The organism is Flagellimonas olearia (genome assembly GCF_009184425.1).
GTDB lineage: Bacteria > Bacteroidota > Bacteroidia > Flavobacteriales > Flavobacteriaceae > Flagellimonas > Flagellimonas olearia.
The window spans coordinates 684403-707885 of the sequence record NZ_WELG01000001.1 but is presented as its reverse complement, the minus strand read 5'-3'; the positions used below and the strand labels follow the sequence as shown (position 1 = coordinate 707885).

Here is a 23483-nt window from a genome sequence, read left to right as displayed (position 1 = left end):
AACCGAGTAATTATAGTGTCCTGTAATGGTTAAAAATATCGTAATCAGCCATAATCAGAACAAAAAATATATGTAAGTTTGAGCCCAAAAACTGAGCCAAACCAGCACAAAAATAGGATTTATCACGTTGCAATCAAACAAACATCTTTTAGTTTTCCTATTTGTTCTTCTTTGTGGCACAATATCCTCGGTGGCTCAGGAAGACCTCATTACCCCTTTGCCCATCAAAGCCATCAAGGATAGTATAACGGCTCCCATCCTTACTTCAGATTTCCTAAAAGGCCCCAATGCAGTGGATTCCGTTGAGGTGGATTCCGCATCCCAAAACCAGCCTTTGTTATTGGATAAAATTAAATATAAAGCCAAGGAATATGTAAAACTCAGTCAGAAAGATAACAAAATTTATCTGTATGACGAGGCTGAAATCTATTATCAAGATACCGAGCTCAAAGCAGGTGTCATTATAATGGATTATGTGAAAAATGAGGTGTATGCGGGCCGAATGAAGGACTCCACGGGCACCTACTCACAAATTCCCTATTTTAAACAAGGGAGCAATGAAGTCCGCCCGGACTCCATTCGTTTTAATTTTGATACGCAGAAGGCCCTTATCTGGAATTCCCGAACGGAACAACAGGCCGGTTTGGGCCAATTGGGCAGTGATGCCATGAAAGTGTATGCCCAAGTCACCAAAAAAGAGAACGACTCGGTTTACTTTTTAAGCGAGGCCAAACTCACCACTTCAAAGGATACGGTTGATCCCGATTATTACATACGGGTACGAAAGGCCAAGTTTGTGCCCAAGAAAAAAATCATTGCTGGGTTCAGTAACATGTATATAGTGGATGTTCCCACCCCGGTAGCATTGCCTTTTGCCTATTTTCCACTGACGACAGGTCGGGTAGCAGGGCTTTTGTTCCCCACTTTTGGAAACGACCCCCAAAGAGGGTATTTCCTTCAGAATGGGGGATATTATTTACCCATCAGCGAGTATGTTGACCTTAGCGTTACGGGTGATTTCTACACCAACGGTAGTTACGGGTTCCGGGGGCAATCAGAATATTCCAAGCGTTATAAGTTCCGGGGGAATGTCAATTTTAACTTCGAAAACTTGATCCAAAGTCAAAAAGGCTTTGATGATTATAGTAGAACGAGCAACTACAACATTCGTATATCGCACACCCAAGACCCAAAAGCCAGTCCTTATTCGAGGTTCTCGGCATCCGTGAACTTAGGAAGTAGCCAATATTACACCAACTCGCTCAATCAAATAAATAGGAACAATTCGCAGACGAACACCTTTGCATCTTCCATCAGTTATTCCAAAACGTTTCCGGAATACCCTTCCGTGAATGCCAGTCTTACGTTGACGCATACCCAAAATACCCGAACCGAGGAAAGGACCATCAATATGTCCTTACCAACCTTTCAGGCCAGTATGGAACGTATATTCCCATTTGCCAAACGCGATGGAATAAAAAAGGGAATCTTACAGAATATCAACTTTCAATATGATGTGAACGCCCAGAACAGCATCACCACCAATGAGGAGGATTTTTTTACCAGCAAAATGTTCGAAGGTGCCCGGGTCGGGGCCAGACACCGTATTCCCATTGGCACCAACTTTAAGGTAGCAAAATACTTGAGTGTCAGTTTAAACGGAGGTTATGAGGATGTATGGACCTTGGAGACCATACGCCGCAGATATGTAGAGGAGGAACAAGCGGTTGTTACCGACACCGTGGCTGGGTTTGACCGCTTTAACCGCTACAACCTGGGTGCCAGTATAGGTACCGTGATCTATGGTACCTTTAATTTTGGTGAGGACAAAAAGATTCAGGCCATACGCCATGTTATGCGACCCTCCATTGGATACAGTTACACCCCGTCCTTTGAACAATTTTATGATACTTATATTGATGGCGATGGCGATGAGGTGCAGTACACTCCCTTTGAGACCAGTGTTTACGGAAGGCCTTCGTTGAGCAAGGGAAGCTCCCTGAATTTTTCATTGCAGAACACCTTGGAAGCCAAGGTGAGGGACAAGGACTCCACGGCCACAGAACCGAAAAAAATCAGTATCCTAAGTAATCTTACCCTTTCCACCAGTTATAATTTTGAGGCGGATTCCTTAAAATTAAGCCCTATCAATCTTTCGGGTTCCACAGAGATCATCAAGAAGGTGCCCATTAACTTTTCGGCCTCCTTTGACCCGTATGCCATAGATAACAATGGTAGAAGAATCAATACCCTTAACATCAAAAATGGAGGAGGATTGGCTCGACTGACATCCGCACGATTGAATACAGGCTTTACCTTGGACAGTGACATGTTTAAGAAAGGAGCAAAAAACAAGGAGGACAAAGAGAAACAGGAAGAACCGGACTATGGGGCAAATCCATTTGAGTTAAAGGGCACCAGGAATGGCGAATCCCACTTTGGGAACAAAGATGATTCTTCCGATGGTGAAGTGGACAACCCAACATACAACACCCAGATTCCATGGGACGTACGGCTCACTTATGTGGCTACCTACAGCAACCGAAATCGGGAAAAACAAATTACCAACCACTCTTTGATGTTTTCTGGAAATGTTCAACTTTCCCCTAAATGGGAAGTGGGCTTTAACTCTGGATATGATCTTAAAAACAAGGGATTTGCCGATACAAGGTTCAATTTTAACAGGGATTTGAACAGTTTTAGGCTCAGTTTTGACTGGACTCCCTTTGGCCGTTATGAGCGATGGTATTTCTTTATTGGTATAAAGAGCTCCATCTTGAGTGACTTGAAGTGGGAAAATAGAAGCCAGCCTTTTAGCGGTAGAAGATAATTTTTGAATATCTTCAAGTCTCTAAACAAAAGCATAAACTTCCATGAAGAAAATCATAAACACTCCAAAGGCACCTGCCCCTATTGGTCCCTACAATCAAGCCGTATGGATCAAGGACACCCTATACATTTCCGGACAAATTCCAATAGATCCCGCTACGGGCAAATTGGTGGAAGGGGATATTAAAAAGGAGACGAAGCAGTCCATGGAAAACCTCAAGGCCATTCTGGAAGAAGCCGGTCTAACCTTTGATCATGTGGTAAAAACCTCCATTTTCATCAAGGATATGCACCAATTTTCGGAAATAAACGAGGTATATGGTACTTATTTCAATGCAGATACGGCCCCAGCCAGGGAAACCGTGGAAGTAGCCAATCTTCCAAAATTTGTAAATGTTGAAATTTCTATGATCGCGGTCAAATAGTTTCTTGGTGAAACTCAACCAGACCTTCTATAGGTCTTCTGCGGATTACCCCAAGAATAAGATCGTTCCTTTCCAAACAGGCTTTTAGTTCGTCCTGCAGAAAGTGTGCTATGCTGCCCACAAAGTTGATAGGTACCTTGGTGGCCAGTTCAAACTGCATAATGTAGTTGTTCACAAACTGTTGCAATCCTTTTTCTATGACCCCTTTGCAATACGGGTGCTCCTTGTTTTCGATAATGAAACGGGCAAACGTGGCCAAATAGGTATTTGGGTTGGGCTGTTTGTATAAGTTTTCTTTGATGACATCTGCCTCCAGATTATATTCCTTGGCAAATTTGATTCCCAAATCCTGCGGCATCTTATGGAAGTAATAATCACGCAACAACTTTCTTCCAAAGAAGTTACCGCTACCATCATCCATTAGGATATAGCCCAACGAGGTAACCTTTTGCATCAATTGATGACCATCATAATAACTGCAATTGGATCCTGTACCCAATATGCAGACAATTCCTTGACGTCCAATCTTGGTCGTGGCATATATGGCCGCATAGGTGTCTTCCCGAACCTCTGCCTTGGCATTGGGGAAAAAATCCTTGAAAATTACCTTTAGGAAATTCTTCATTCTATCCGTGCCACAACCGGCACCGTAGAAATACAATTGACTAACGATTTCTCTATTCTTGGAAAGCTCAAAATTATTGGCCAACCTGTCCTCAATCACCTCACGTGTGAGCACCTCTGGACTTAACCCAAGGGTTTGGGTAAGGAACAATTGTTTCCCCTTGTCATCCAATGCAATCCAATCGGATTTAGTGGCTCCACTATCCACAATCAAAATCATATGCGTCAAAGTTTTTGGTTGAATCCAAAAGAGGGCTTTACACCCTCTTCTGGATTTATATGCAAGATACTATTATTAAAGGCTCGCAGCGTGCTCGGCCAAATCTACCAACTTGTTTGAATATCCGGTTTCGTTGTCGTACCAAGATACCACCTTGAAAAATTTGGAGTTCAGCTCAATTCCCGCATCGGCATCAAAGATGGAAGTTCTAACATCACCTACAAAATCTTGGGACACTACCAATTCTTCGGTATAACCCAAAATTCCGGCCAATTCACCTTCTGAAGCAGCTTTCATGGCAGCTTTGATTCCTTCGTATGATGTCTCCTTTTCCAATTTAACGGTCAAATCCACTACTGAAACATCGGCAGTTGGTACCCTAAAGGCCATACCGGTAAGTTTACCTTCCAAAGATGGAATTACCTTGGTCACCGCTTTTGCAGCACCTGTAGCCGCTGGAATGATGTTCAAAAGGGCACTTCTACCACCTCTATAATCTTTTCTGGATGGACCATCAACCGTCAACTGGGTTGCAGTTGTGGCGTGTACCGTGGTCATCAAAGCCTCCTCGATACCGAAGGCATCGTTAAGAACTTTTGCGATTGGTGCCAAACAGTTGGTGGTACAGGATGCGTTGGAAATGATGGTGTCAGATGCCTTGACATCTTGGTGGTTTACCCCCATAACAAACATTGGGGCATCCTTGGACGGAGCAGAGATAACTACTTTCTTGGCGCCACCATCAATGTGGGATTGTGCCATGTCCAAAGTGGTGAAAATACCGGTACATTCGGCAACAACATCGGCGCCAACCTCGTCCCACTTCAAGTTTTTAGGGTCACGTTCTGCGGTGATCCTGATGGTTTTTCCATCTACAATAAGATTTCCATCCTTAATTTCGATGGTTCCATCGAATCTTCCATGCACAGAGTCATACTCCAACAAATAGGCCAAGTGCTCTACATCCAGCAAATCGTTAATGGCCACTACATCTACATTGTCCCTTTTTACGGTTGCACGAAACACCAACCTTCCAATTCTACCGAATCCGTTGATTCCTATTTTCAATTTTGACATTTTCTCTCCTTTTTGGTTTTAAATTATGTTGTCATTATATCAGAAACTCTAATGAGTTCTTGGTCTATTTCCGTATGTGCCTTTATGGCCTCTGCAATCGGGGTAAGCACCAATTTGGTATCCTTTATCCCCACCATGAAGTTGGATTTGCCCTCCAACAGGCTCTCCACGGCCTTCACACCCATTCTACTGGCCAAAACCCGGTCAAAACAGGTTGGATTCCCACCACGTTGCATGTGTCCCAGAACGGATACCCTTACATCGTAGATGGGCAAATGTTCCTCCACATATTCTTTGAGCTCAAAGACATTCTTTCCAATCTTATCGCCTTCGGCAACGATTACGATACTGGAAGACTTGCCTGATTTTTTACTTCGTTTCAAGGACTCTACCAAACGTTCGAGACCTAGGTTCAATTCGGGAATCAAAATTTCCTCGGCACCGGCCCCAACACCTGCGTTCAAGGCAATATGGCCCACGTCCCTTCCCATGACCTCCACAAAGAACAAACGATTGTGGGAACTGGCTGTATCCCTGATCTTATCCACAGCTTCGACCACTGTATTGATCGCGGTATCAAAACCAATGGTATAGGAAGATCCCAAAATATCATTGTCAATGGTGCCCGGAATACCCATAACTGGAAAACCAAACTCTTGGTTGAAGAGCATGGCACCGTTAAAGCTACCATTACCACCAATCACCACAAAGGCATCTATGCCTTCCTTGACCAATTGGTCGTATGCTTTTTGTCTTCCTTGCTTTGTCCTGAATTCCTCACAACGGGCAGATTTAAGAATGGTTCCGCCTTTATTGATGATATTGTTTACACTCCGTGCATCAAGGGTCTTGAAATCACCCTCTATCATACCTTGGTATCCACGATAGATACCAATACATTCAATTTTTAAGTAAGCACAAGTTCGGACTACAGAACGAATCGCTGCATTCATTCCCGGGGAGTCTCCTCCAGAGGTAAAAACTCCTATTTTCTTTATTTCTGAAGCCATTCAAAATTTTAAAGGGTCAAAACTAGGAAACTTTATCCAAAATATGAATGGCTTAATAATTTATTTACCTTCATTGATTTTTTCAAACGTTTTCGTAAAGAATTCCTCAAAAAGCGTGAAAAATAACAAGCCTATTGCCCTGTTTTGGCGGGAGAATCTTTCTTGGGCATAAACCGGATCAGACTATCCTGTCCCATGACTTCCGTTGCCTCTTTTTGCCTTGGGGGCTCCTGTGCCTTTTCTTTCTTTTTGAAGACCTTCTGCATGAGTTCCTTAAAACTATTGAAATCCACTTGATAGGACAGACCAACCCCTTGGGTATACCCTTGTCGTTCGGCCAAAAATCGTTGGATTTGGTTCTCCCGGTTAAAGATCTTTGCGCTTAGGGTCCCTTGCTCATTCAATAGTACCTGTACTTCCACGTCGCCGGCCACTACAGTTTCGGAAACTCCTCCCACGGGCACTCCTACCCTTCCGTTGACCAAAATCCTATCCGATATCTGGGTGGAAACCGTGACCCCTATCCTATTCTCGGTCCGTGTACTGGCATTGGGGTCCAAAAGACCTTGTTCGTAGGATACTCCCAGATTGAACTTGTCATTGTCACCCCCCAAGATTTGGTTCAAGAGGCCGGAGGCAGTCTGTATTAGGTTTCCGGTAACAGCCTGTTGGTTGATTCCCGACTGAGAATCCACAAATGTTCCCTGCGCCAAAAGAAAAAAGGCATTTCGCTCCTTTACGGTGGGATCCTGCAATCGGTATTGGAGCTCGGACTGTACCACGGAACTGGTTCCGGGGAAGTCAATATCGAAATTGATATTGGGGCTTTCCAACTCCCCATCCAAACGAACGATTACCTCTGTGGGAATCCTTCCCGCAAAACCGGAATTGTCCAACAATGGGGCTGGATTGGCATTCAGGGCGTATACGGCCTCGAGGTTCAACTGGGCGGCCAAGGGATCCCGTTCCCAAAGAATGGTGCCACCCGGGCGCACCTTGAACTTTTTGTCAATCACCCCACCATATTTAAAATTGTACTCCCCCGTTACAGCAACAAACTCCCCGTACATATTGAATTTTCCATTGGTATTGATCTCTATCAACAGAATTCCCTCTCCGGTTCCCTTAAGGGAACTTCCTGTACTCTGATCCACAACGATCTCTACTTCGGCCTCTGGGGTCACCGCGAGGTCAAAGGCCATTTCCAGACCTTGATACTCTTGTAACACCCGTTCTTGTTCAAAAGAATTGGATTCTCCCTTTTCAATGAAATTGATAAACGAATAGTCCCCAATACTGGTAACATCACTCAACGGAATTTTTAGGGAAGTGCCCCTCGCCGTGGTCGCATCCACAGCAATGGTCAAGGCGTCGGTTGGCCCATAAATACTTCCTGTACCGTTGATAAAGCCTTTTCCATAGTAAAGGGATTCTTCATCATATTCCGTATTAAGAATCATGAACCGATTGTTCTTGGTGTCCACATCCAACCCAAGGTACCAGTCGGAAAACCCGGTATGACTTATGGTTCCGTCCAGAGTGGCCTTGGTGCCTTCCGCCACATCGGACAGCCCTACATTCTCAAAATAGAAAGTTTGGTCAAAAAGGCGGACACGGGAATAGGGCGCAAAATTATAATCCACATTGAGGTAGGGAATACCGATTCCTGCATTGTTGAGACTTAAGGTTCCATTAATGGACGGGTTGTATAAATCTCCGGTAATCTTGGCACTTCCTATGACGCTGCCCCGTATGTTGGAAATAACCCCATCGCCCAATGGGCTGAAGGGTTCCAAACTAAAATCTGTGAAATTGGCCGCAAGGTCCACCTGTTGTTTGTTGTTGATATTGGTCACCTTCCCGTTGATACTCATCTTCTCCTTACCATTGTCAACGAGCCAAGTACTCACCCCAAATTGGGTAAGATTGTTGTTCCCAAAAATACCCACTTCCAAATCTCCCAAACGCATGCCATTCACGCTAAAGTCTTTCACATTTAGACTGGATGTGGGGAGATACTTCCCATCTTTTTGTAGGATGTTGAGAAAACCATCCACAGATCCGTTCATCTTAAGGCTGTCTATGGCAGGGGTAATCTTGCTGAGGGACACAATCTTAAACTGTAGATCCAGATCTTTATAGGTGGAATCGGCCAATTCGCCTCGGAGTCTGATCTGCTCCTTGTTGTTATTGTCCATCACCACATCCTCAATGATTATGCTATCCAAGGTCTTGTTGATGATAACCTTGTTTTTACTGTTCCCATCTTTGTTCAGTACCCAGGTGTTCCCCTTAAAGCTGATATCCGATTTTTTAAGGCCAATGACCGATCGGTTGTTCTCGTTGAAGGTATGATAGAAATTGAGGTTGTAGCTATCGTTGTATTCGCTTCCCCCCTTGAACTCCGTTCTAAAGAAAAGCGTGTCCTTCAATGTGGTATTGATAAGACTGAAATCTTTAATGTCATAATAGACCGTGGACATATCTTCCACCGAAACGAAGGTGTTGAAAAGAGGGTTCTTATTATCGATCTTCAGTTCTACATTTTCAAATGTATTGTCAAAAGCTTCTATACTTGGTGATTTAAACGTCATTTTAAAATCGCCTTCATCCGATATAATACTACCCCTCATAAAGGTATTGGGCCCAAAGACCACTTCTGGAAAGAAAACGTCCACAATTTTATTGTAAATCTTAAAGTTGAAGTCCACATGTTGTCCCTCTGAAATTTCAAAGGGCTTATAATTGGTATAAATGCTTCCCACGGAGTTTTGCACCAATTTCCCTACTTCATTGACTTTGAATTTTCCCTTGACATACCCTGTGATGATATCCGGCGAATTGATCTCAATGGTACGGACCGTATCCCGATCAAATGAGGAAAAAACAGCAAAATCCTCAAAATAATAGGTCGTATTTATATTTTGATAGGTGGTGTTGGAAAAACGCATCTGACCCACCATATCATCCAAAGTCCTTCCTTCAATATCCATATTTATATGACCTTTGAATATGGAAATGCTATCATCAATAAAATTGAGTTCCTTAAGATCGGCGTAATCCACGGCAGCAATAAAGTTGAATTTGTTCTCGGTACCGCCAAAGTCCGCCAAACCTTTAAAATCGAATCGGAAATTTTCATCATTGCAAAGCAGGGAGCCATCAAACAACTGATCCTTTAAGATTCCTGAAACCTTAATGTTATTGTATTCGTAATTATTGAACTGCAGTTTATAGACATCACCAATAACCTCAGTATTCAAATTTTCAGCGGCAAATCCTTTTCCTTCCACATTGAAATCCAAGGAGGTCAGCCCCAATTCATCATCTTCGATAAAATCTCCTAAGTCAAAATCAATAAGGGATATAAATCCAATGTAGGAAGCATCATTTTTTGCTTGGAGATTGGTCATTTGCACATCCATATAGCTACTCCCCACCGCTGTATTGAGGTTGATTTTTACATCTAAGGACGTCTCCGTCACTTCTGCATCGCCCCTAACCGTAAATTGCCCTAGCTTTTGCACAGTTTCAGGAATGTTTTCCCCCAAAATATTCGGCAAAATGGCCCTCAATTGATAGTAGCTGGAGGTAAGATTGTCCAAATCGGCCCGCATGACAAAGGGGGCCTCATCAGAAAAAATATTGGAGAATACAAAATCGCCATGGATCCCGGTATTTTCCATATGCACATAAAGATCATCCACTTCCAGTTGATTGAGCACTCCTCCCATCTGTCCGGAAAAAGTCACTATCCTGTCCTTTCCAAACTCATTGTAAAATGCATTCACTTCGTTTAGGGCCACACTGGATTCATCAAATTGTGCCTCGATGTTCACCTTGTCCAAAAACTCGGCAAAATCTTCCCGATTATAATTAAAGACCAAGTTCCCTTTGATCTCGGATTCTTCCGTGTCAACGAGAAGGGAATCAAACCGCATCTGTTCCTTCGTGTACTTAAAATTTGTGGTCAGTTTCTTAAGTCGAATGCCCCGTTTGGCCAAAGTGGAAAGGTCTTCAATATTCAAGGTCACTTCTGGCCCCAAGATCTGGAAGTCCTTGGCCAATATCTTCAACTCCGAAAAATTCAGGACCTCTTGCGCCTCCAAATTTTCATCGATCAACCGGAACCTACCACTATTGATTTGGATTTCATCGGTCGACATGAAAAAGGGAGGTGTCCCCGGCGGACGGGGCTTTCCGTCATCCAACTTGGCCACAAACACGTCCAGATTGGTGTCCCGCTCCCCTTCATAGGTCTTCAGGTTAAAAAGGATACCGTCCACTTCCATGTCGCCAAACTCCAACGTTCCATTGGCCATGTTCCGTATGTTCAATATAGAAGTGCTCAGCTTATGGATATAAGCCAGGGTATCTTTCTGATAATCCTCGATATAAATTCCCTTGATACCTGCATTGAGTGTAAAAAGTGAAAGGCTAACACGATCGATCTGTATGTTGGTCCCGAACTCCGTATTGATGGAATTGGTGGCGTACTTCGCAATTTTGGTCTGCACCACCGGCATGGACAACACCAAAGACCCCAATACCATAAGCAGTACTAGGGCCAAAAAGAATCGTATTAGTATTTTACGAAGTTTTTTGATAGGGCTTTATGTTTTACCTTTGATGACCAATTTTTGTTCCAAAACCAGTGACAAATCCAAAAAAATATATTCTGGCCATTGAATCTTCTTGTGACGACACATCTGCCGCCGTTTTGTGCCATACAAAGGTACTGAGCAATGTGGTGGCCACACAAGAAATCCACAAGCAATATGGTGGTGTTGTCCCAGAGTTGGCTTCACGGGCCCATCAGCAAAATATTGTCCCTGTGGTTCATCAGGCCTTGGCCAAGGCAAATATCGATAAAAAACAACTATCTGCCATAGCCTTTACGCGTGGCCCCGGACTTATGGGTTCGCTGCTCGTGGGCACCTCCTTTGCCAAGTCTTTGGCCTTGGGGTTGGACATTCCCTTAATCGAGGTGAACCATATGGAAGCCCATATTTTGGCCCACTTTATTGAAGATGGTGACAATACCCCTCCGAAGTTTCCATTTTTGGGGATGACCATTAGCGGGGGACATACACAGATTGTGAAAGTCTGTGACCATTTTGACATGAAGGTCCTTGGAGAGACCCTGGATGATGCCGTGGGCGAGGCTTTTGACAAAAGCGCCAAGCTTATGGGACTACCCTATCCCGGTGGCCCATTGGTAGATAAATATGCCCGGGAAGGGAATCCACATGCTTTTGAATTTCCAAAACCCAAGGTGGATGGGCTCAATTTCAGTTTTAGTGGCTTAAAGACCAGTATCCTGTATTTCCTTCAGCGGGAAACCCAAAAGAACCCTGATTTTGTTTCGGAAAACATTAACGATATCTGCGCATCGGTACAGCATACCATTTTGGAGATCTTGATGGATAAACTGACCTTGGCCGTGGAGCAAACCGGAATCCAAGAGATTGCCATTGGAGGCGGTGTGGCCGCCAACTCCGGCATACGTGCCCGACTCAAGGAAGCCGAGGAAAAACTGGGATGGAAAACCTATATCCCCAAGTTTGCCTATTGCACGGACAATGCCGCCATGATCGGGATTGTGGGCTACCTAAAATTTCTGAAAGTTGATTTTACAGACCAAAGTGTGGCCGCCAAGGCCCGTTATGCGATTGGGAGCTAAGACATCCCTAGATTCATGGATTATTCGGATATTTGAGCATAGCAGAATACCGGCACATGGCCTACAATGAAGAAATAGCCCGTAGGGTCCAATATCTATTGGGTCTCTTACCAGAAGAGTTTACCGAAAAGAAAATGTTCGGGGGCATTGCTTTTCTACATGAAGGCAAAATGACCGTGGGTGTGGTAAAAGACGAATTGATGGTTCGTGTGGTTCGAGCGAAAATGGACCGTATCTTGCAGCAGGAATGTGTACGACCCATGGATTTTACCGGGAAACCCATGAAAGAATTTGTCTTTGTCTCCCAAAAAGGCTTTGTCACTGAGGAACAATTGCACCAATGGATTGAACTGGGCCTGGAACACGCCAAAACCAAACTATAGCCTATGCAACTTTTCTATAACCCTTTGTTGGACAACAGCGTTACCCAATTCACCTTTCCTCCCGAAGAAAGCAAGCACATTGCCAAAGTCCTTCGGAAAAAAGAGGGGGATATTGTTCATATCACCAATGGAAAGGGATACCGATACGAAGCGGAAATCATTGTTTCCGACCCAAAGCGATGCAGGGCAACGATTGTATCAAAACACAAGACCATCCCCAAAAGATATGCGCTACACATGGTAGTGGCCCCCACCAAAATGAACGATCGCTACGAATGGTTTTTGGAAAAAGCCACCGAAATCGGAGTGGATGAGATCACCCCGATCATTTGCGATCATTCCGAACGAAAAGTGGTCAAACAGGACCGTATGGAGCGTGTACTGCAATCGGCCATGAAGCAATCCTTACAGACCGTATTGCCCAAACTGAATCCTGCGATACCTCTCAGGGACTTTTTGGAACAGGAACAAACAGGCCTCAAATTCATTGCGCATTGTGATGATGGTGAAAAGATGGAGCTTAAACGAAAGGTCATTTCCGATATGGACCTTACCATCCTTATCGGTCCCGAAGGAGATTTTTCCAAAGAAGAAATTGACTTGGCCCGTAAAAAGGGATTCATCCCCATTTCTTTGGGCAATACCCGATTACGTACTGAAACCGCGGCAATTGTGGCCTGTACCACCGTGGCCATCATTAACAGTTAGCGCTTTACTTGGGCCTTGGCTGCAGCAGTGATGTCAAGATTTTCAGTTTCGACTAACAAGACAAGGGTCAGACTGTCAGATTCCAAAACCAATTGGGGAATTTTTATACTAGTTTTTCCAGCCGAAGCCTCCAAATCCAAATAAGCTTCCTCTACCACAATATTGCTGTTCTGCAAAGTCCTATTCCGATTCTCTCCTCGTTTCACTTCTGTGGTTCGTTCATCGATCACCAAAATGGCCCGCAACACTTTATGGCCCAAGTCCCCCGTAGCGGCATATTCAAACGAAACGGCATTCGCATCAGCAACAACATTATGTATCTGAATTCCGTTCTGGGCCTTCTCTTTTAGATGGGAATTGATTTCTTCATAGAGTTTGACTTTGTTGGATCCCACAAAATGAAGACTCCCATTAAGTACCATCTCAGGGGTATAGTTGCCATCGTAACCCAACTTTTTATTGTATTCACGCTGCTTAAGGCTATGGCCCGGTTTGGCAAAAGGGTCCTTCCATCCTATATAGTCCCAATAATCCACATGATAGGAAAGTGCAAAAACCTCATTGGGAAATTCCCTTTTCACCTTATCCAAAAGAATATCGGCCGGCGGACAACTGGAACACCCTTGGGAAGTAAAGAGCTCCAAGACCACCACAGGTGCTTCTTGGGTTTCCATTGCCGGTATGAAACTTGAAACCTCCTTGGTCCGTGCCGTGTAGAGCGCCATCAAGGACATCGCAAAAAAGGCAAATGAGGCAATTATGGCTTTTTTAATCATGAATACCGTACTTTTGAGTAGTTGGTTAATCGCAAATCCATGGGACAACTTACCAGACTAGGTTGCATTTTAACTTTTTTTATGATGGGCACAGTGGGCGCCCAAGAGATTGCCATCCTTAAGTATGGAGGGGGTGGGGACTGGTATTCCAACCCAACGGCCTTGCCCAACCTCATTGCGTTTTGCAACAATGCCATCGGCACCAAAATCAATCCGGAACCAGAAACGGTAGAAACAGGAAGCATTACCCTATTCAAGTATCCTTTTCTGCATATGACCGGGCATGGCAACGTCTTTTTTACAGACGAAGAGGCCCAAAATCTGAGGACCTACCTCCTTTCCGGTGGTTTTTTACATATTGATGACAATTATGGAATGGAACCCTACCTGAGAAGGGAACTTCTCAAGGTATTTCCTGATAAACAATTGGAAGAACTGGGCTCGGACCACCCCATTTTTGATCAAAAATTCAAGTTCCCCAACGGACTTCCCAAAATACACGAGCACGATGGCAAGAGACCTCAAGCCTTAGGTATTTTTGACAAGGGCAGGCTACTCTTGCTCTTTACCTTTGAATGTGATCTAGGGGATGGCTGGGAAGACCCATCGGTGCACAACGACCCCGAAGAGGTACGGTTGAAGGCACTGCAAATGGGTTCCAATATTGTTGAATATGCCTTTAAAAGCTAATCTATGACCTCAAAGACCATTGCCAATGGAATTCTAAGGGCCGTTGCCATTATTGTGGGCGTGGTTCTTTTGGGCTACTTTCTGTACAAAATTCAATCCGTGATTACCTATTTGGCCATTGCCTCGGTAATTGCCCTTTTGGGCAGGCCCGTGGTTCTCTTTTTACGAAGAAAGCTTAAGTTCCCCAACACGCTTGCCGTAATTGCCACCATGATTTTCATGCTCGGTATTTTTATGGGCATATTGGCGCTTTTTGTACCCCTGATCTCGGAACAGAGCAAAAACCTTTCCCTGTTGGATATTGAAGCGTTAAAAGGCGATATCAACAAACTGTATTTTCAGATTTTGGAATATTTTGGGGCCTCTTCCGGAAACGTGGAACGCTTGGTGGAGGAATCCCATTTGGAGGAAAGTTTTCTTAAAGGTCTTGACTTGGGGTTCATTCCCAATTTTCTCAATTCATTTATGAATGTACTGAGCAATTTTAGCATAGGTCTGTTCTCGGTGCTGTTCATCTCCTTTTTCTTTTTAAAGGACAGCAAATTGTTCCAAAATGGTATGCTTACTTTCGTTCCCGATGACAAGGAAAGTAACCTCGTAAAATCCATTGATAAAATCAACGGATTGCTCTCAAGATATTTTGCGGGCATCCTTCTTCAGCTTTTTATCCTGTTTGTGATTTACACTATTGCACTGTTGATTGTTGGCGTGGAAAATGCAATTGTGATTGCCTTCCTCTGCGCCCTGTTCAACATTATCCCATACATTGGTCCGATCATTGGCGGAGTGATCATGGTGACCCTTACCATGACCAGTTTTTTGGGAGCCGATTTTAGCACCGTTATCCTGCCCAAAGCCATGTATGTTTTAATCGGTTTGACCATTGGTCAATTGGTGGATAATTTCTTTTCACAACCCTTTATTTTTTCGACCAGCGTAAAGTCACATCCCCTTGAAATCTTCTTGGTGATCATTATCGCTGGACTACTTTTTGGAGTGGTCGGGATGGTGGTTGCCGTACCTGGATATACCGCCATAAAGGTGATTTTAAAGGAATTTTTGGCGGAATATTCCTTTGTGAAGAAATTGACCAAAAACTTATAGTGTCAGTTTGAATAAATTGATATTACATACTGGTGTACAATTATTTATAAATGAAAATTGGGATACTGACACGCTGTCAGTTTTACTCCAAAAACCCCTTTTTGACGGGATTTCCCAAAAAGAGCTGGTAGAGCAGCTCGAAGCCAAGAAAAAATGCAAGGACAAGCTTCCAACCTGGTTCACTACCCCAAACATATATTACCCCAATAAGCTGAATATTGAACAGACCAGTTCCGAGCAAACAGCTCGTTATAAGGCTGGCTTGGTAGACGGAAAAAACCTGTTAGATCTTACCGGAGGATTTGGGGTTGATGCCTACTTTTTTTCGAAAAAAATCGAGAAGGTATTTCATTGTGAAATCAATACGGAACTCAGTGAAATTGCCACCTATAATTTTGGGGTTTTAGGACAGGAAAACATCACTTGCGTTCCGGAGGATGGCATTCATTATTTACAAAACAACTCTCAGAAATACGACTGGATTTTTGTAGATCCATCACGAAGAAATGAGAACATCGGAAAGGTTTTTTTGCTCAAGGATTGCCTTCCCAATATTCCTGAACAACTACCCCTTCTTTTTAACCATACCCAAAAAGTCTTGATAAAAGTTTCACCTATTTTGGACCTCACCCAAGGCTTGGAAGAACTTAGTTTTGTAAAGGAAGTCCATGTGGTGGCCGTCAATAACGAGGTAAAGGAATTGCTCTACCTATTGGAACAGCATCACACCGGGGATGTCATGATCAAGACCATCAATTTCACCCATGACAGAGAGGTTGTATTCGACTTTGTCCTTAATGAAGAAAAAGTAAGTTCCACGAAATTGGGGAGCCCCCAAAGGTTCCTTTATGAACCCAATGCCGCCATTTTAAAATCCGGTGGATTTAAAATCGTGGGGGAGAAATATGGATTGCAAAAGTTACACCAGCACTCCCATTTGTACACGTCCGAAACACTGGTGGAATTCCCAGGGAGAAGGTTTTCCATAGTACAGGTTCTCCCCTATTCAAAAAAGACCTTGCGAAGCTTTTCACAGACTAAGGCCAACGTCACCACCCGAAACTTTCCACTATCTGTGGCCGAAATACGAAAAAAACATAAAATTAAGGACGGAGGAGATCGCTATCTATTCTTTACCAAAAACCATGACGATTCTTTGTTGGTTCTTGACTGTTCCAAAGTACTGGATTAATCTAAATTCTCAAGCCAAGCAACAAAAAGATCAAGCCAATTTTTTAATCCCTTGTTCTTATGCCCTAAAGAAAAACCATGTCCACCCGAAGGGTAAATGTGCATGGTAGTCGAAATGTTATGGGCCTTTAAAGCTTCAAAAAACATAAGACTGTTCTCCACGGGCACTGGATTATCATCTGCTGCATGAAGTAAAAAAGTTGGGGGTGTATTGTCCTTCACTTGTTTTTCGTTGGACAAATAATTCAATTGTTCCATGGTAGGCTCCTTACCCACCAAGGATTCCCTTGACCCCATATTCACGGCAGGCTCCTTAAGCGTGATGACGGGATAGATCAACGCCATAAAATCCGGACGGGCAGAAATCCCATCAATGACATCCTGTGCTGGGTATACCACGTCTTCAAAATGTGTGCCCAAGGTAGAAGCCAGATGTCCTCCTGCGGAGAACCCCATGACACCAATTTCATTTTCCGCCAAATTCCACTCTTTGGCTTTGCTACGCACCAACCTGATGGCCCGTTGGGCATCTTGCAGGGGAACTATGTGTTGGTCTGCCACAATCGATTTGGAACGTGGCAATCGATACTTCACCACTATTCCAGCAACACCATTTCCATTTAGAGCCTTGGCGATATCCCTACCTTCCCAATCGTACGCCAATCCGGAATATCCACCGCCAGGGAAAATAACTACAGCCTTCCCATTGGCATTTCCCTTTGCAGGAAGATACACCTCCAAGGTTGGCTTTTGAACATTGGTGACCCAAATTATACCTGACTCCCTATACTCTACTTGCTCCTTTTCATCGGTATCCATATTTTGGTTGGGAACTGCATTGGGCCAAAGCGGCACAATAGCATCTTGTGCTGATGCGTTTACAGAAATGAATACAAATACTAGAGCTAACTTTTTAATTGTTTTCATCATATCTTGATTATTTTCACTCAGGACATTCCCATTTAAAATTGGCCACTTTATCATTGGAACCTGCTGAAAGATTATAATGCCACCACTCGGTTCTTATGGACCAAAACCCATGGGACTCCATGGTTTCCTTCAGCAGTTTTCTATTCTCCAGGATTTCTTTTGGTAGGTCCAGGTTGTCATGATAGGCCCTTTTCCCAAAAAAATCGAAGTCCGTCCCCATATCCAATTCGTTTCCCTCCAAATCTTCCAAAGTAATGTCCACCGCACCACCTTTATTATGGATGGATCCCTTCTCCGGATTGGCCACATATTGGGGGTTGGGCACAATGGCCCACATTTTATATTGAACGGAATTGGGTCGGTAACAATCAAAAAACTTTATTCTTACCCCCTTTTCTTTAAAATCGGCATTGGCCTTGATAAGCGCTTTGGCTGTTTTTACCCGTGTATAACACTCCGCGCAGTCGTACACCTTTGCCTTTAGGAAATTATTTTCCGTGGCGTATCTCAGGTCATAGGCAAAGTCGTTGCTAAAATCCGCCAAACGTACAAAGGTGGTGTCTGCCAGACCTTCAAAAGTTTTTAATGCTCCTTGAGGTTCTTGGACCACGATGGAGTCTACCGGCTCCGTTGTAACCATTTCAACCGATTCCTCCGTTTTGGCTTCTTTCGGTTTTCCTTGGCAACCGGAAAAAATAGACATCAACCCCAGGAACATGATGCAATATCTCATAACATTTAATTTATCCGTTTTTGTTTGGCAAACCAAGTATACAAAGAATCTGTGGTGTAAGCCCTGTCCCATGCATTATGGCCTACCCCTTTATATCTTGTATATTGGATATTGTAATTCATTGATTTAAGCTTTTCCACCATGGCATCGGACTCCTCAACCGGGATGGTTTCATCCAATTCGCCATGGAACACCCAAATGGGCATTTCCCTGTCAATCCAATGGGCATATGGTAAGGGCGCCATACCACATACTACCGCCATGGCAGCAAACCTATCCGGGTATTGGGTAGCCAGCTCCCATACGGCATTACCTCCCCTACTTATCCCTGTCAGGTATATTCTGTTTATATCGACCCTGTTCTCGGCAACAATGGAATCCAAAAGTTGCATAACGGCTTCCGTATTCCACCATTTTCTTTCATGGGGGTTGTGCGGCGCCAATATTAAAAATGGAAATTGTTTTCCTTCTTTTAAAAGTTTGGGGGGCTCATTCATTTTGAATTCCTCTTGAGATTCCCCAGATTCCCCTCCACCGTGCAAAAAGAGCAACAAACCATAGGTTTGTGAAGGGTTGGATAGGTAATCTTCAGGATAGTACAGATAATACTGTAGGGTTTCCTTGGTTACGGTCACTTGTTCCCCTTCAATGAGATTGGATTGGGCGGCACAGGCTTGAAACAATAAAAAAGTGCCTAAAAGCAATGTATGGGGTACCCTAAGAAATAATCGCATTCACAAATCTACAAAAGTTTGGCTGCGATTTCCTTCCAGTTATCAGCGCGTTCAAACTCAGTATCACTCATGTTGTGGGGAGAAGTAAACATGATTTTTCTACCTTCAAAGGGTTTCAGGTTACGGGAATGATCATCAATCAGCAAATCTCCTTTCAAAATATATTTATGACCACATAGAATGCGATGTTGCCATGGGATGAACGGAAAATGTTCATCCAACCAATCCGATTTTTCACGTAATGAGTTTGGATACTCCATGGCGGCGGAGGCAATGTAGACCTCATGCTCCTTGGACAGTTCCCGCAAAACCTCCTGACTGTCTGGAAATACCTCCAAGTTTCTAAAAAACCCATCCCGAGCCGTATATCCCTTTACCATTTCCAGATGTTCTTCGGCAACACATTGCTTTATTCCTTTTCCATGGCAATCTTCGAGTTTTATTTGGGCATTGAATTCCGAGTTGTACAATTCCAAATGCGCTCCGTAGGTATCCGCAATCACCTCATCCATATCCACAAAAATGATCATATTCTATATTTTTTGATGAAGTACGGCAAAATCCAAAACAAACAAAAGAAATTTACAGAATGATAATCATAGGGGCTTATTTTGTTTGATTTGACAATAAAATAAAACCTTCACTGACATTCTTCTTTAGATTGATTTCATTCCATGATTTTTTTTCATGGGATAGTGACCAAAATCCTGTTGGAAGGCGGAATGTGTTTTATCGATAAGGAGCTGTATTTATTGGCCATACCACAGGGTGAAACTTGAAAAGCACGCACTTCATCGCCTTTTATCCACCGTTTATATAAAGTACTCACTTTGATGGTTTTTTAACTGGAACAGCAAGCTACTTTTGCACACGATTTTAAAAAATTCGCTGTGAAAAGAATGAAATTCGCCGTTGTTCGCTTACTGTTTTTGTCTGTATTTTTCGTCTCATGTAGCACCTCCTCCACAGATGAGGAAGAAGCTTTCTTTGTGGCCAGCACGGCCACTGATATGGAAATGGAAGTTTTGCACCTTGTGAATGAATATCGCCTTTCTAAAAACCTCACTGCCTTAGAGTTTAATGTCACCGCTTACGCATATGCCACAGCCCATACCAATACCATGGTCAAGGATGGAGAAATAAGCCATAAGGATTTTGAAAAACGCTCGTCTGAATTGGCCATGGAGACCAATGCGAGTCATGTGGCCGAGAATCTTGGACGCAGATATATCTCTGCCGAAGCTTTGGTTGATGCATGGTCCAAAAGTCCAACCCACCAAAAAGTCATGGAAGGGAATTATGATTTTACTGCAGTAAGTATTAAATCTGACCCTGAAGGGGTACTGTATTTTACGCAACTATTTTACAGATAACATCTTTTTTGATGGCCTGCCACTAGATACTTTTCTTGTTAGTATAACTAAATTTTACTCTAAACCCTTTTAAAGAGTGAAAATAATCAATATACTGTAAATCAATTATTTATTCATATTTCTTTCTTTTTTAGTAAGTATTTTCCGTCGATTCAAAATATTTAACATTTTTTTCTGTTATATACAAAAATAAAATGCTTTAGATATGGATAAATCAATACTTAAGAAATATTATTACATATTTCTCATTTTATCTTTTTTAATTTCGTTTAATATTGCAGGACAAACCATTGCAACAACCATTGTAAGTGAAGACGAAGTAGATCTGTCCGCAAATGCTGTGGACGGTAGTTTAACCACTAATGCGGGAATAAGGGCCAGCACCGGTATCCTATTGGGTGTTGGGGCCTACTCAGGACATTTGGAAATGGAATTTCCATCAGCTTTGAACCCCAATACTACATCATATGTTAAACTGGAAACGGAAGATGAACTTCTTCCCTATCTATTGGGAGGAAGCCTTGGAGGACTCTTATCGGATATTGCAGGTGCTGTCCTTATAGGGAACCAAGAATTTACAGTGACCGCAAAAAATGGCAGTATCACCGTTTTGGAGGAAGCATCAGGTGAGGCTAATGCATTTGCTACCGGTCAACTGAAAGTGGTGACCAATGTTGATAATGACTATTTTATGGCCATTACTCCAAATGCCCAATACAACCGCATACGGATGACCAATCAGATAGGGGCATTGCTTGGACTCAACAATACCAAGACCTTGGATGTTTTTGGGGCTTTCCACAATCAAGGATTGGCCTCATGTGGTCTCCCTACCTATACTTCCTTTACGGGTACTGGGCTCACTTTGGACCTACTGGACTTGGGCGGGGCTGGTGTCACCGATCCCCATCTGGTTCTGGACGGTGATATAAATACGTTTTCAGAACTAAGTCTCGGTATATTGGGTGTCGCTGCAAGTATAGAACAGACTGCCTATTTTGATACACCCTCCAACTCTGATGATAATTATTATATCACCCTGGCCATAAATCCTTCTCTGCTTCAAGCCGGGGTGGCCAATTCCATTGATGTAATTGCCCAAAATGGTGCTGAGTCCCCCTTTTACACAGAGAGCCTGAACAATATACTGACCTTAGATCTCTTGGGATTGCTCCAAGATGGTCAAAAAGCAACCATAGCGGTTGCACCTGGTGATGAAGCAACCCGAATCACAGTCCGTCTGTCATCCTTGTTAAATGTTGCGCTGGAACAGCAACTGCAGATTTTTGATATTTATCGGGCTCCAGCCCTACCTATATTGGATGCCAATTCGGAAAATGTGAGCATTTGCACCGGAAACTCCGTTGACCTAATCGCCACAACTACCGGGGGCAACGAACTAAGATGGTATGATGCCGAAACGGGTGGAAATCTGTTGGACACCGTAAATTCAGGAGAAGCTTATACAACTCCTGTGTTGAACACCACCTCTATCTATTATGTGGCAGCAGCCAAGCCAGGTTGTCCAGAGGAATCTCCAAGGGTGCCTGTTACCGTTACCGTGGTTGACATCCCTACGGCAGGTGATATCAACATTACCGGGGATGAAAGCCCCATATGCTCATCCAGCGAAGTTACCCTTGTTCCCTCAAGCACAATCAACGGAACCTATACGTGGTATTTTGATATCAATGGCACCAATGAAATCACCAATGGACTTGTCCAAGGCCCCGTTACCTATTCCATTACTTCAAATGGGACCCTTGTCATAACCGGTCTGGATGAAGCCGGTGGACCCTACAACTTCTATGTGCGTATTACCGAAGCTTCCGCCGGTTGTGAGAATGCCGCTGGGGATTTGGCCCAAGCCACGGTAGACATTATTGACTCTACCAATAGCATTACCATTGACTCAACCCCTGTCATCAGCCTTTCAAATCTGATTGACTTTTTTCAAGGGGCTCCCTCCTATAATGTAACAGGATCAGTAAACGGTGATGCCAATGTTGGGGATACCGTCTCCCTTTTCATCAATGGACAAATCTATACCGGGGTCTTGGATACCAATTTGGCTTTTGATATTGCAGTTGATGGTACCGACATGGCTTTGGATGTTGATGGCCTCATTGAGGTATTCTTGGAAGGGGCACTTTGTACCCTGACCGGAGATATCACGGTGGATCTTCCCGAACTTATCGTAGATGATCTTCTTCAGATTTTCTGTGCATCCGACAATCCCACTTTATTGGATTTGCAAGTGGCAGGAAACGACATCGTGTTCTTTGATAGTTTGGACGCCTCGGTAGCCCTTGACCTCAATACTCCTTTGGTCGATGGCTCTGTATACTTTGCAGGTATTTTGGATATTCCCATATCTGTCTTGACGCGGATTGGGATTACCGTTACCCTCTTGGAGGACCAACCCATAACCTTGACGGGGCAAACAAGTGAAGCCTGTCTGGAAGAAGAACAATACACTTACTCCACGGAAAGTGGAAAACAAAACTACACCTGGACTGTTACAGGAGGAACCATAGTCGATGGTGGAGGTACAACCGACTCCAGTGCCACGGTCATATGGACCGAACTTCAAAACACTTCAATCAGTGTTCTATATGAGGACAGCACCAGTTGTACCCCGACCGAAGCCACAGAACTACAAGTGGAAGTTGAAGACTGCGGGGAAGTATTGGGGGAAGAGTTCTGTTTACAGGTCTACAACGAGTTCACCCCAAACAATGATGGTTACAACGATTTCTTTGAAATAGAGTGTATAGAAAACTATTCCAACACGCTCCAGATTTTCAATCGTAATGGTAATAAAGTCTTCGAAGCCATGGACTATCAGAACAATTGGGATGGAATTGCCAATGTGAACGGTGTCATGGGCAAAGGGCAACACCTCCCTTCAGGCACCTACTATTATGTGGTAAATATTCCCGAGCTCAACAGAAATCTTGTGGGTTGGCTACAACTGGCACGATAAAATCCAA

The 23483-nt window shown here is 43.6% G+C and carries 19 protein-coding genes; 10 read left to right on the top strand and 9 right to left on the bottom strand.

The features are described 5' to 3' along the window. Positions 1-127: 127 nt before the first annotated feature. A complete protein-coding gene (locus tag F8C76_RS02900) occupies positions 128-2830 on the top strand; it encodes a putative LPS assembly protein LptD (protein ID WP_152130390.1) in 2703 nt (900 codons plus the stop codon). Between the two features lie 43 nt (positions 2831-2873). Then, on the top strand, positions 2874-3254 hold the full coding sequence (locus F8C76_RS02895) for a RidA family protein (RefSeq protein WP_152130389.1): 381 nt from the start codon (positions 2874-2876) through the stop codon (positions 3252-3254). Here the strand turns inward: F8C76_RS02895 and F8C76_RS02890 are convergent. From F8C76_RS02890 to F8C76_RS02875, 4 genes are all read right to left on the bottom strand, one after another. Continuing rightward, complete coding sequence (locus F8C76_RS02890; protein ID WP_129654490.1) at positions 3247-4098, bottom strand: N-acetylglucosamine kinase; 852 nt, start codon at positions 4096-4098, stop codon at positions 3247-3249. The genes F8C76_RS02895 and F8C76_RS02890 overlap by 8 nt on opposite strands. Before the next feature lie 75 nt (positions 4099-4173). Next, on the bottom strand, positions 4174-5175 hold the full coding sequence (gene gap, locus F8C76_RS02885; RefSeq protein WP_152130388.1) for a type I glyceraldehyde-3-phosphate dehydrogenase: 1002 nt from the start codon (positions 5173-5175) through the stop codon (positions 4174-4176). Positions 5176-5198: 23 nt separating this feature from the next. Next, on the bottom strand, positions 5199-6185 hold the full coding sequence (gene pfkA / locus F8C76_RS02880; RefSeq protein WP_129654492.1) for a 6-phosphofructokinase: 987 nt from the start codon (positions 6183-6185) through the stop codon (positions 5199-5201). A gap of 131 nt (positions 6186-6316) precedes the next feature. After that, complete coding sequence (locus F8C76_RS02875) at positions 6317-10711, bottom strand: translocation/assembly module TamB domain-containing protein (protein ID WP_170284010.1); 4395 nt, start codon at positions 10709-10711, stop codon at positions 6317-6319. Between the two features lie 128 nt (positions 10712-10839). Between F8C76_RS02875 and tsaD the strand changes: the two genes are divergently transcribed. The 3 genes from tsaD to F8C76_RS02860 are packed head-to-tail and all read left to right on the top strand — an operon-like array spanning position 10840 to position 12959. Then, the gene (tsaD, locus tag F8C76_RS02870) at positions 10840-11868 is read left to right on the top strand and encodes a tRNA (adenosine(37)-N6)-threonylcarbamoyltransferase complex transferase subunit TsaD (protein ID WP_152130386.1); all 1029 of its coding nucleotides are present in this window, start codon (positions 10840-10842) and stop codon (positions 11866-11868) included. A 56-nt stretch (positions 11869-11924) separates the two neighbouring features. Further along, the gene (locus F8C76_RS02865) at positions 11925-12251 is read left to right on the top strand and encodes a TfoX/Sxy family protein (RefSeq protein WP_152130385.1); all 327 of its coding nucleotides are present in this window, start codon (positions 11925-11927) and stop codon (positions 12249-12251) included. A 3-nt stretch (positions 12252-12254) separates the two neighbouring features. After that, the gene (locus F8C76_RS02860; RefSeq protein ID WP_152130384.1) at positions 12255-12959 is read left to right on the top strand and encodes a 16S rRNA (uracil(1498)-N(3))-methyltransferase; all 705 of its coding nucleotides are present in this window, start codon (positions 12255-12257) and stop codon (positions 12957-12959) included. Here the strand turns inward: F8C76_RS02860 and F8C76_RS02855 are convergent. Continuing rightward, positions 12956-13735, bottom strand: a complete 780-nt coding sequence (locus F8C76_RS02855) for a DUF1223 domain-containing protein (protein WP_152130383.1) — start codon at positions 13733-13735, stop codon at positions 12956-12958. The two genes, F8C76_RS02860 and F8C76_RS02855, sit on opposite strands and share 4 nt — an antisense overlap. Before the next feature lie 81 nt (positions 13736-13816). On the opposite strand from F8C76_RS02855, the gene F8C76_RS02850 reads away from it, so the two are divergent. Genes F8C76_RS02850 through F8C76_RS02840 form a run of 3 tightly spaced genes read left to right on the top strand, consistent with a single transcriptional unit; the run spans position 13817 to position 16721 of the window. Then, positions 13817-14425 (top strand): DUF4159 domain-containing protein, encoded by a 609-nt coding sequence (locus tag F8C76_RS02850; RefSeq protein WP_249042348.1) that lies wholly within the window; start codon positions 13817-13819, stop codon positions 14423-14425. A 3-nt stretch (positions 14426-14428) separates the two neighbouring features. Then, positions 14429-15529 (top strand): AI-2E family transporter, encoded by a 1101-nt coding sequence (locus tag F8C76_RS02845; protein WP_152130381.1) that lies wholly within the window; start codon positions 14429-14431, stop codon positions 15527-15529. A 7-nt stretch (positions 15530-15536) separates the two neighbouring features. Continuing rightward, on the top strand, positions 15537-16721 hold the full coding sequence (locus tag F8C76_RS02840; RefSeq protein WP_152130380.1) for a THUMP-like domain-containing protein: 1185 nt from the start codon (positions 15537-15539) through the stop codon (positions 16719-16721). On the opposite strand, the gene F8C76_RS02835 is transcribed toward F8C76_RS02840, so the two are convergent. From F8C76_RS02835 to F8C76_RS02820, 4 genes are read right to left on the bottom strand one after another with little or no spacing between them, the layout of a single operon-like run. Continuing rightward, the gene (locus tag F8C76_RS02835) at positions 16718-17650 is read right to left on the bottom strand and encodes an alpha/beta hydrolase (protein WP_249042347.1); all 933 of its coding nucleotides are present in this window, start codon (positions 17648-17650) and stop codon (positions 16718-16720) included. The genes F8C76_RS02840 and F8C76_RS02835 overlap by 4 nt on opposite strands. A 13-nt stretch (positions 17651-17663) precedes the next feature. Beyond that, the gene (locus F8C76_RS02830; RefSeq protein ID WP_152130379.1) at positions 17664-18383 is read right to left on the bottom strand and encodes a M15 family metallopeptidase; all 720 of its coding nucleotides are present in this window, start codon (positions 18381-18383) and stop codon (positions 17664-17666) included. A gap of 5 nt (positions 18384-18388) precedes the next feature. Next, entirely contained in the window at positions 18389-19117 is a 729-nt protein-coding gene (locus F8C76_RS02825) for a carboxylesterase family protein (RefSeq protein ID WP_152130378.1), read from the bottom strand. A gap of 8 nt (positions 19118-19125) precedes the next feature. Next, positions 19126-19647: a 5' nucleotidase, NT5C type gene (locus F8C76_RS02820; protein ID WP_152130377.1), complete on the bottom strand. Its 522-nt coding sequence runs from the start codon at positions 19645-19647 to the stop codon at positions 19126-19128. A gap of 369 nt (positions 19648-20016) precedes the next feature. Here F8C76_RS02820 and F8C76_RS02815 point away from each other — a divergent pair, with 369 nt between their 5' ends. Together F8C76_RS02815 and F8C76_RS02810 are read left to right on the top strand one after the other, a co-directional pair. Then, complete coding sequence (locus tag F8C76_RS02815) at positions 20017-20490, top strand: CAP domain-containing protein (RefSeq protein ID WP_242502130.1); 474 nt, start codon at positions 20017-20019, stop codon at positions 20488-20490. A gap of 205 nt (positions 20491-20695) precedes the next feature. Beyond that, a complete protein-coding gene (locus tag F8C76_RS02810; protein WP_152130376.1) occupies positions 20696-23476 on the top strand; it encodes a T9SS type B sorting domain-containing protein in 2781 nt (926 codons plus the stop codon). Positions 23477-23483: the final 7 nt, after the last annotated feature.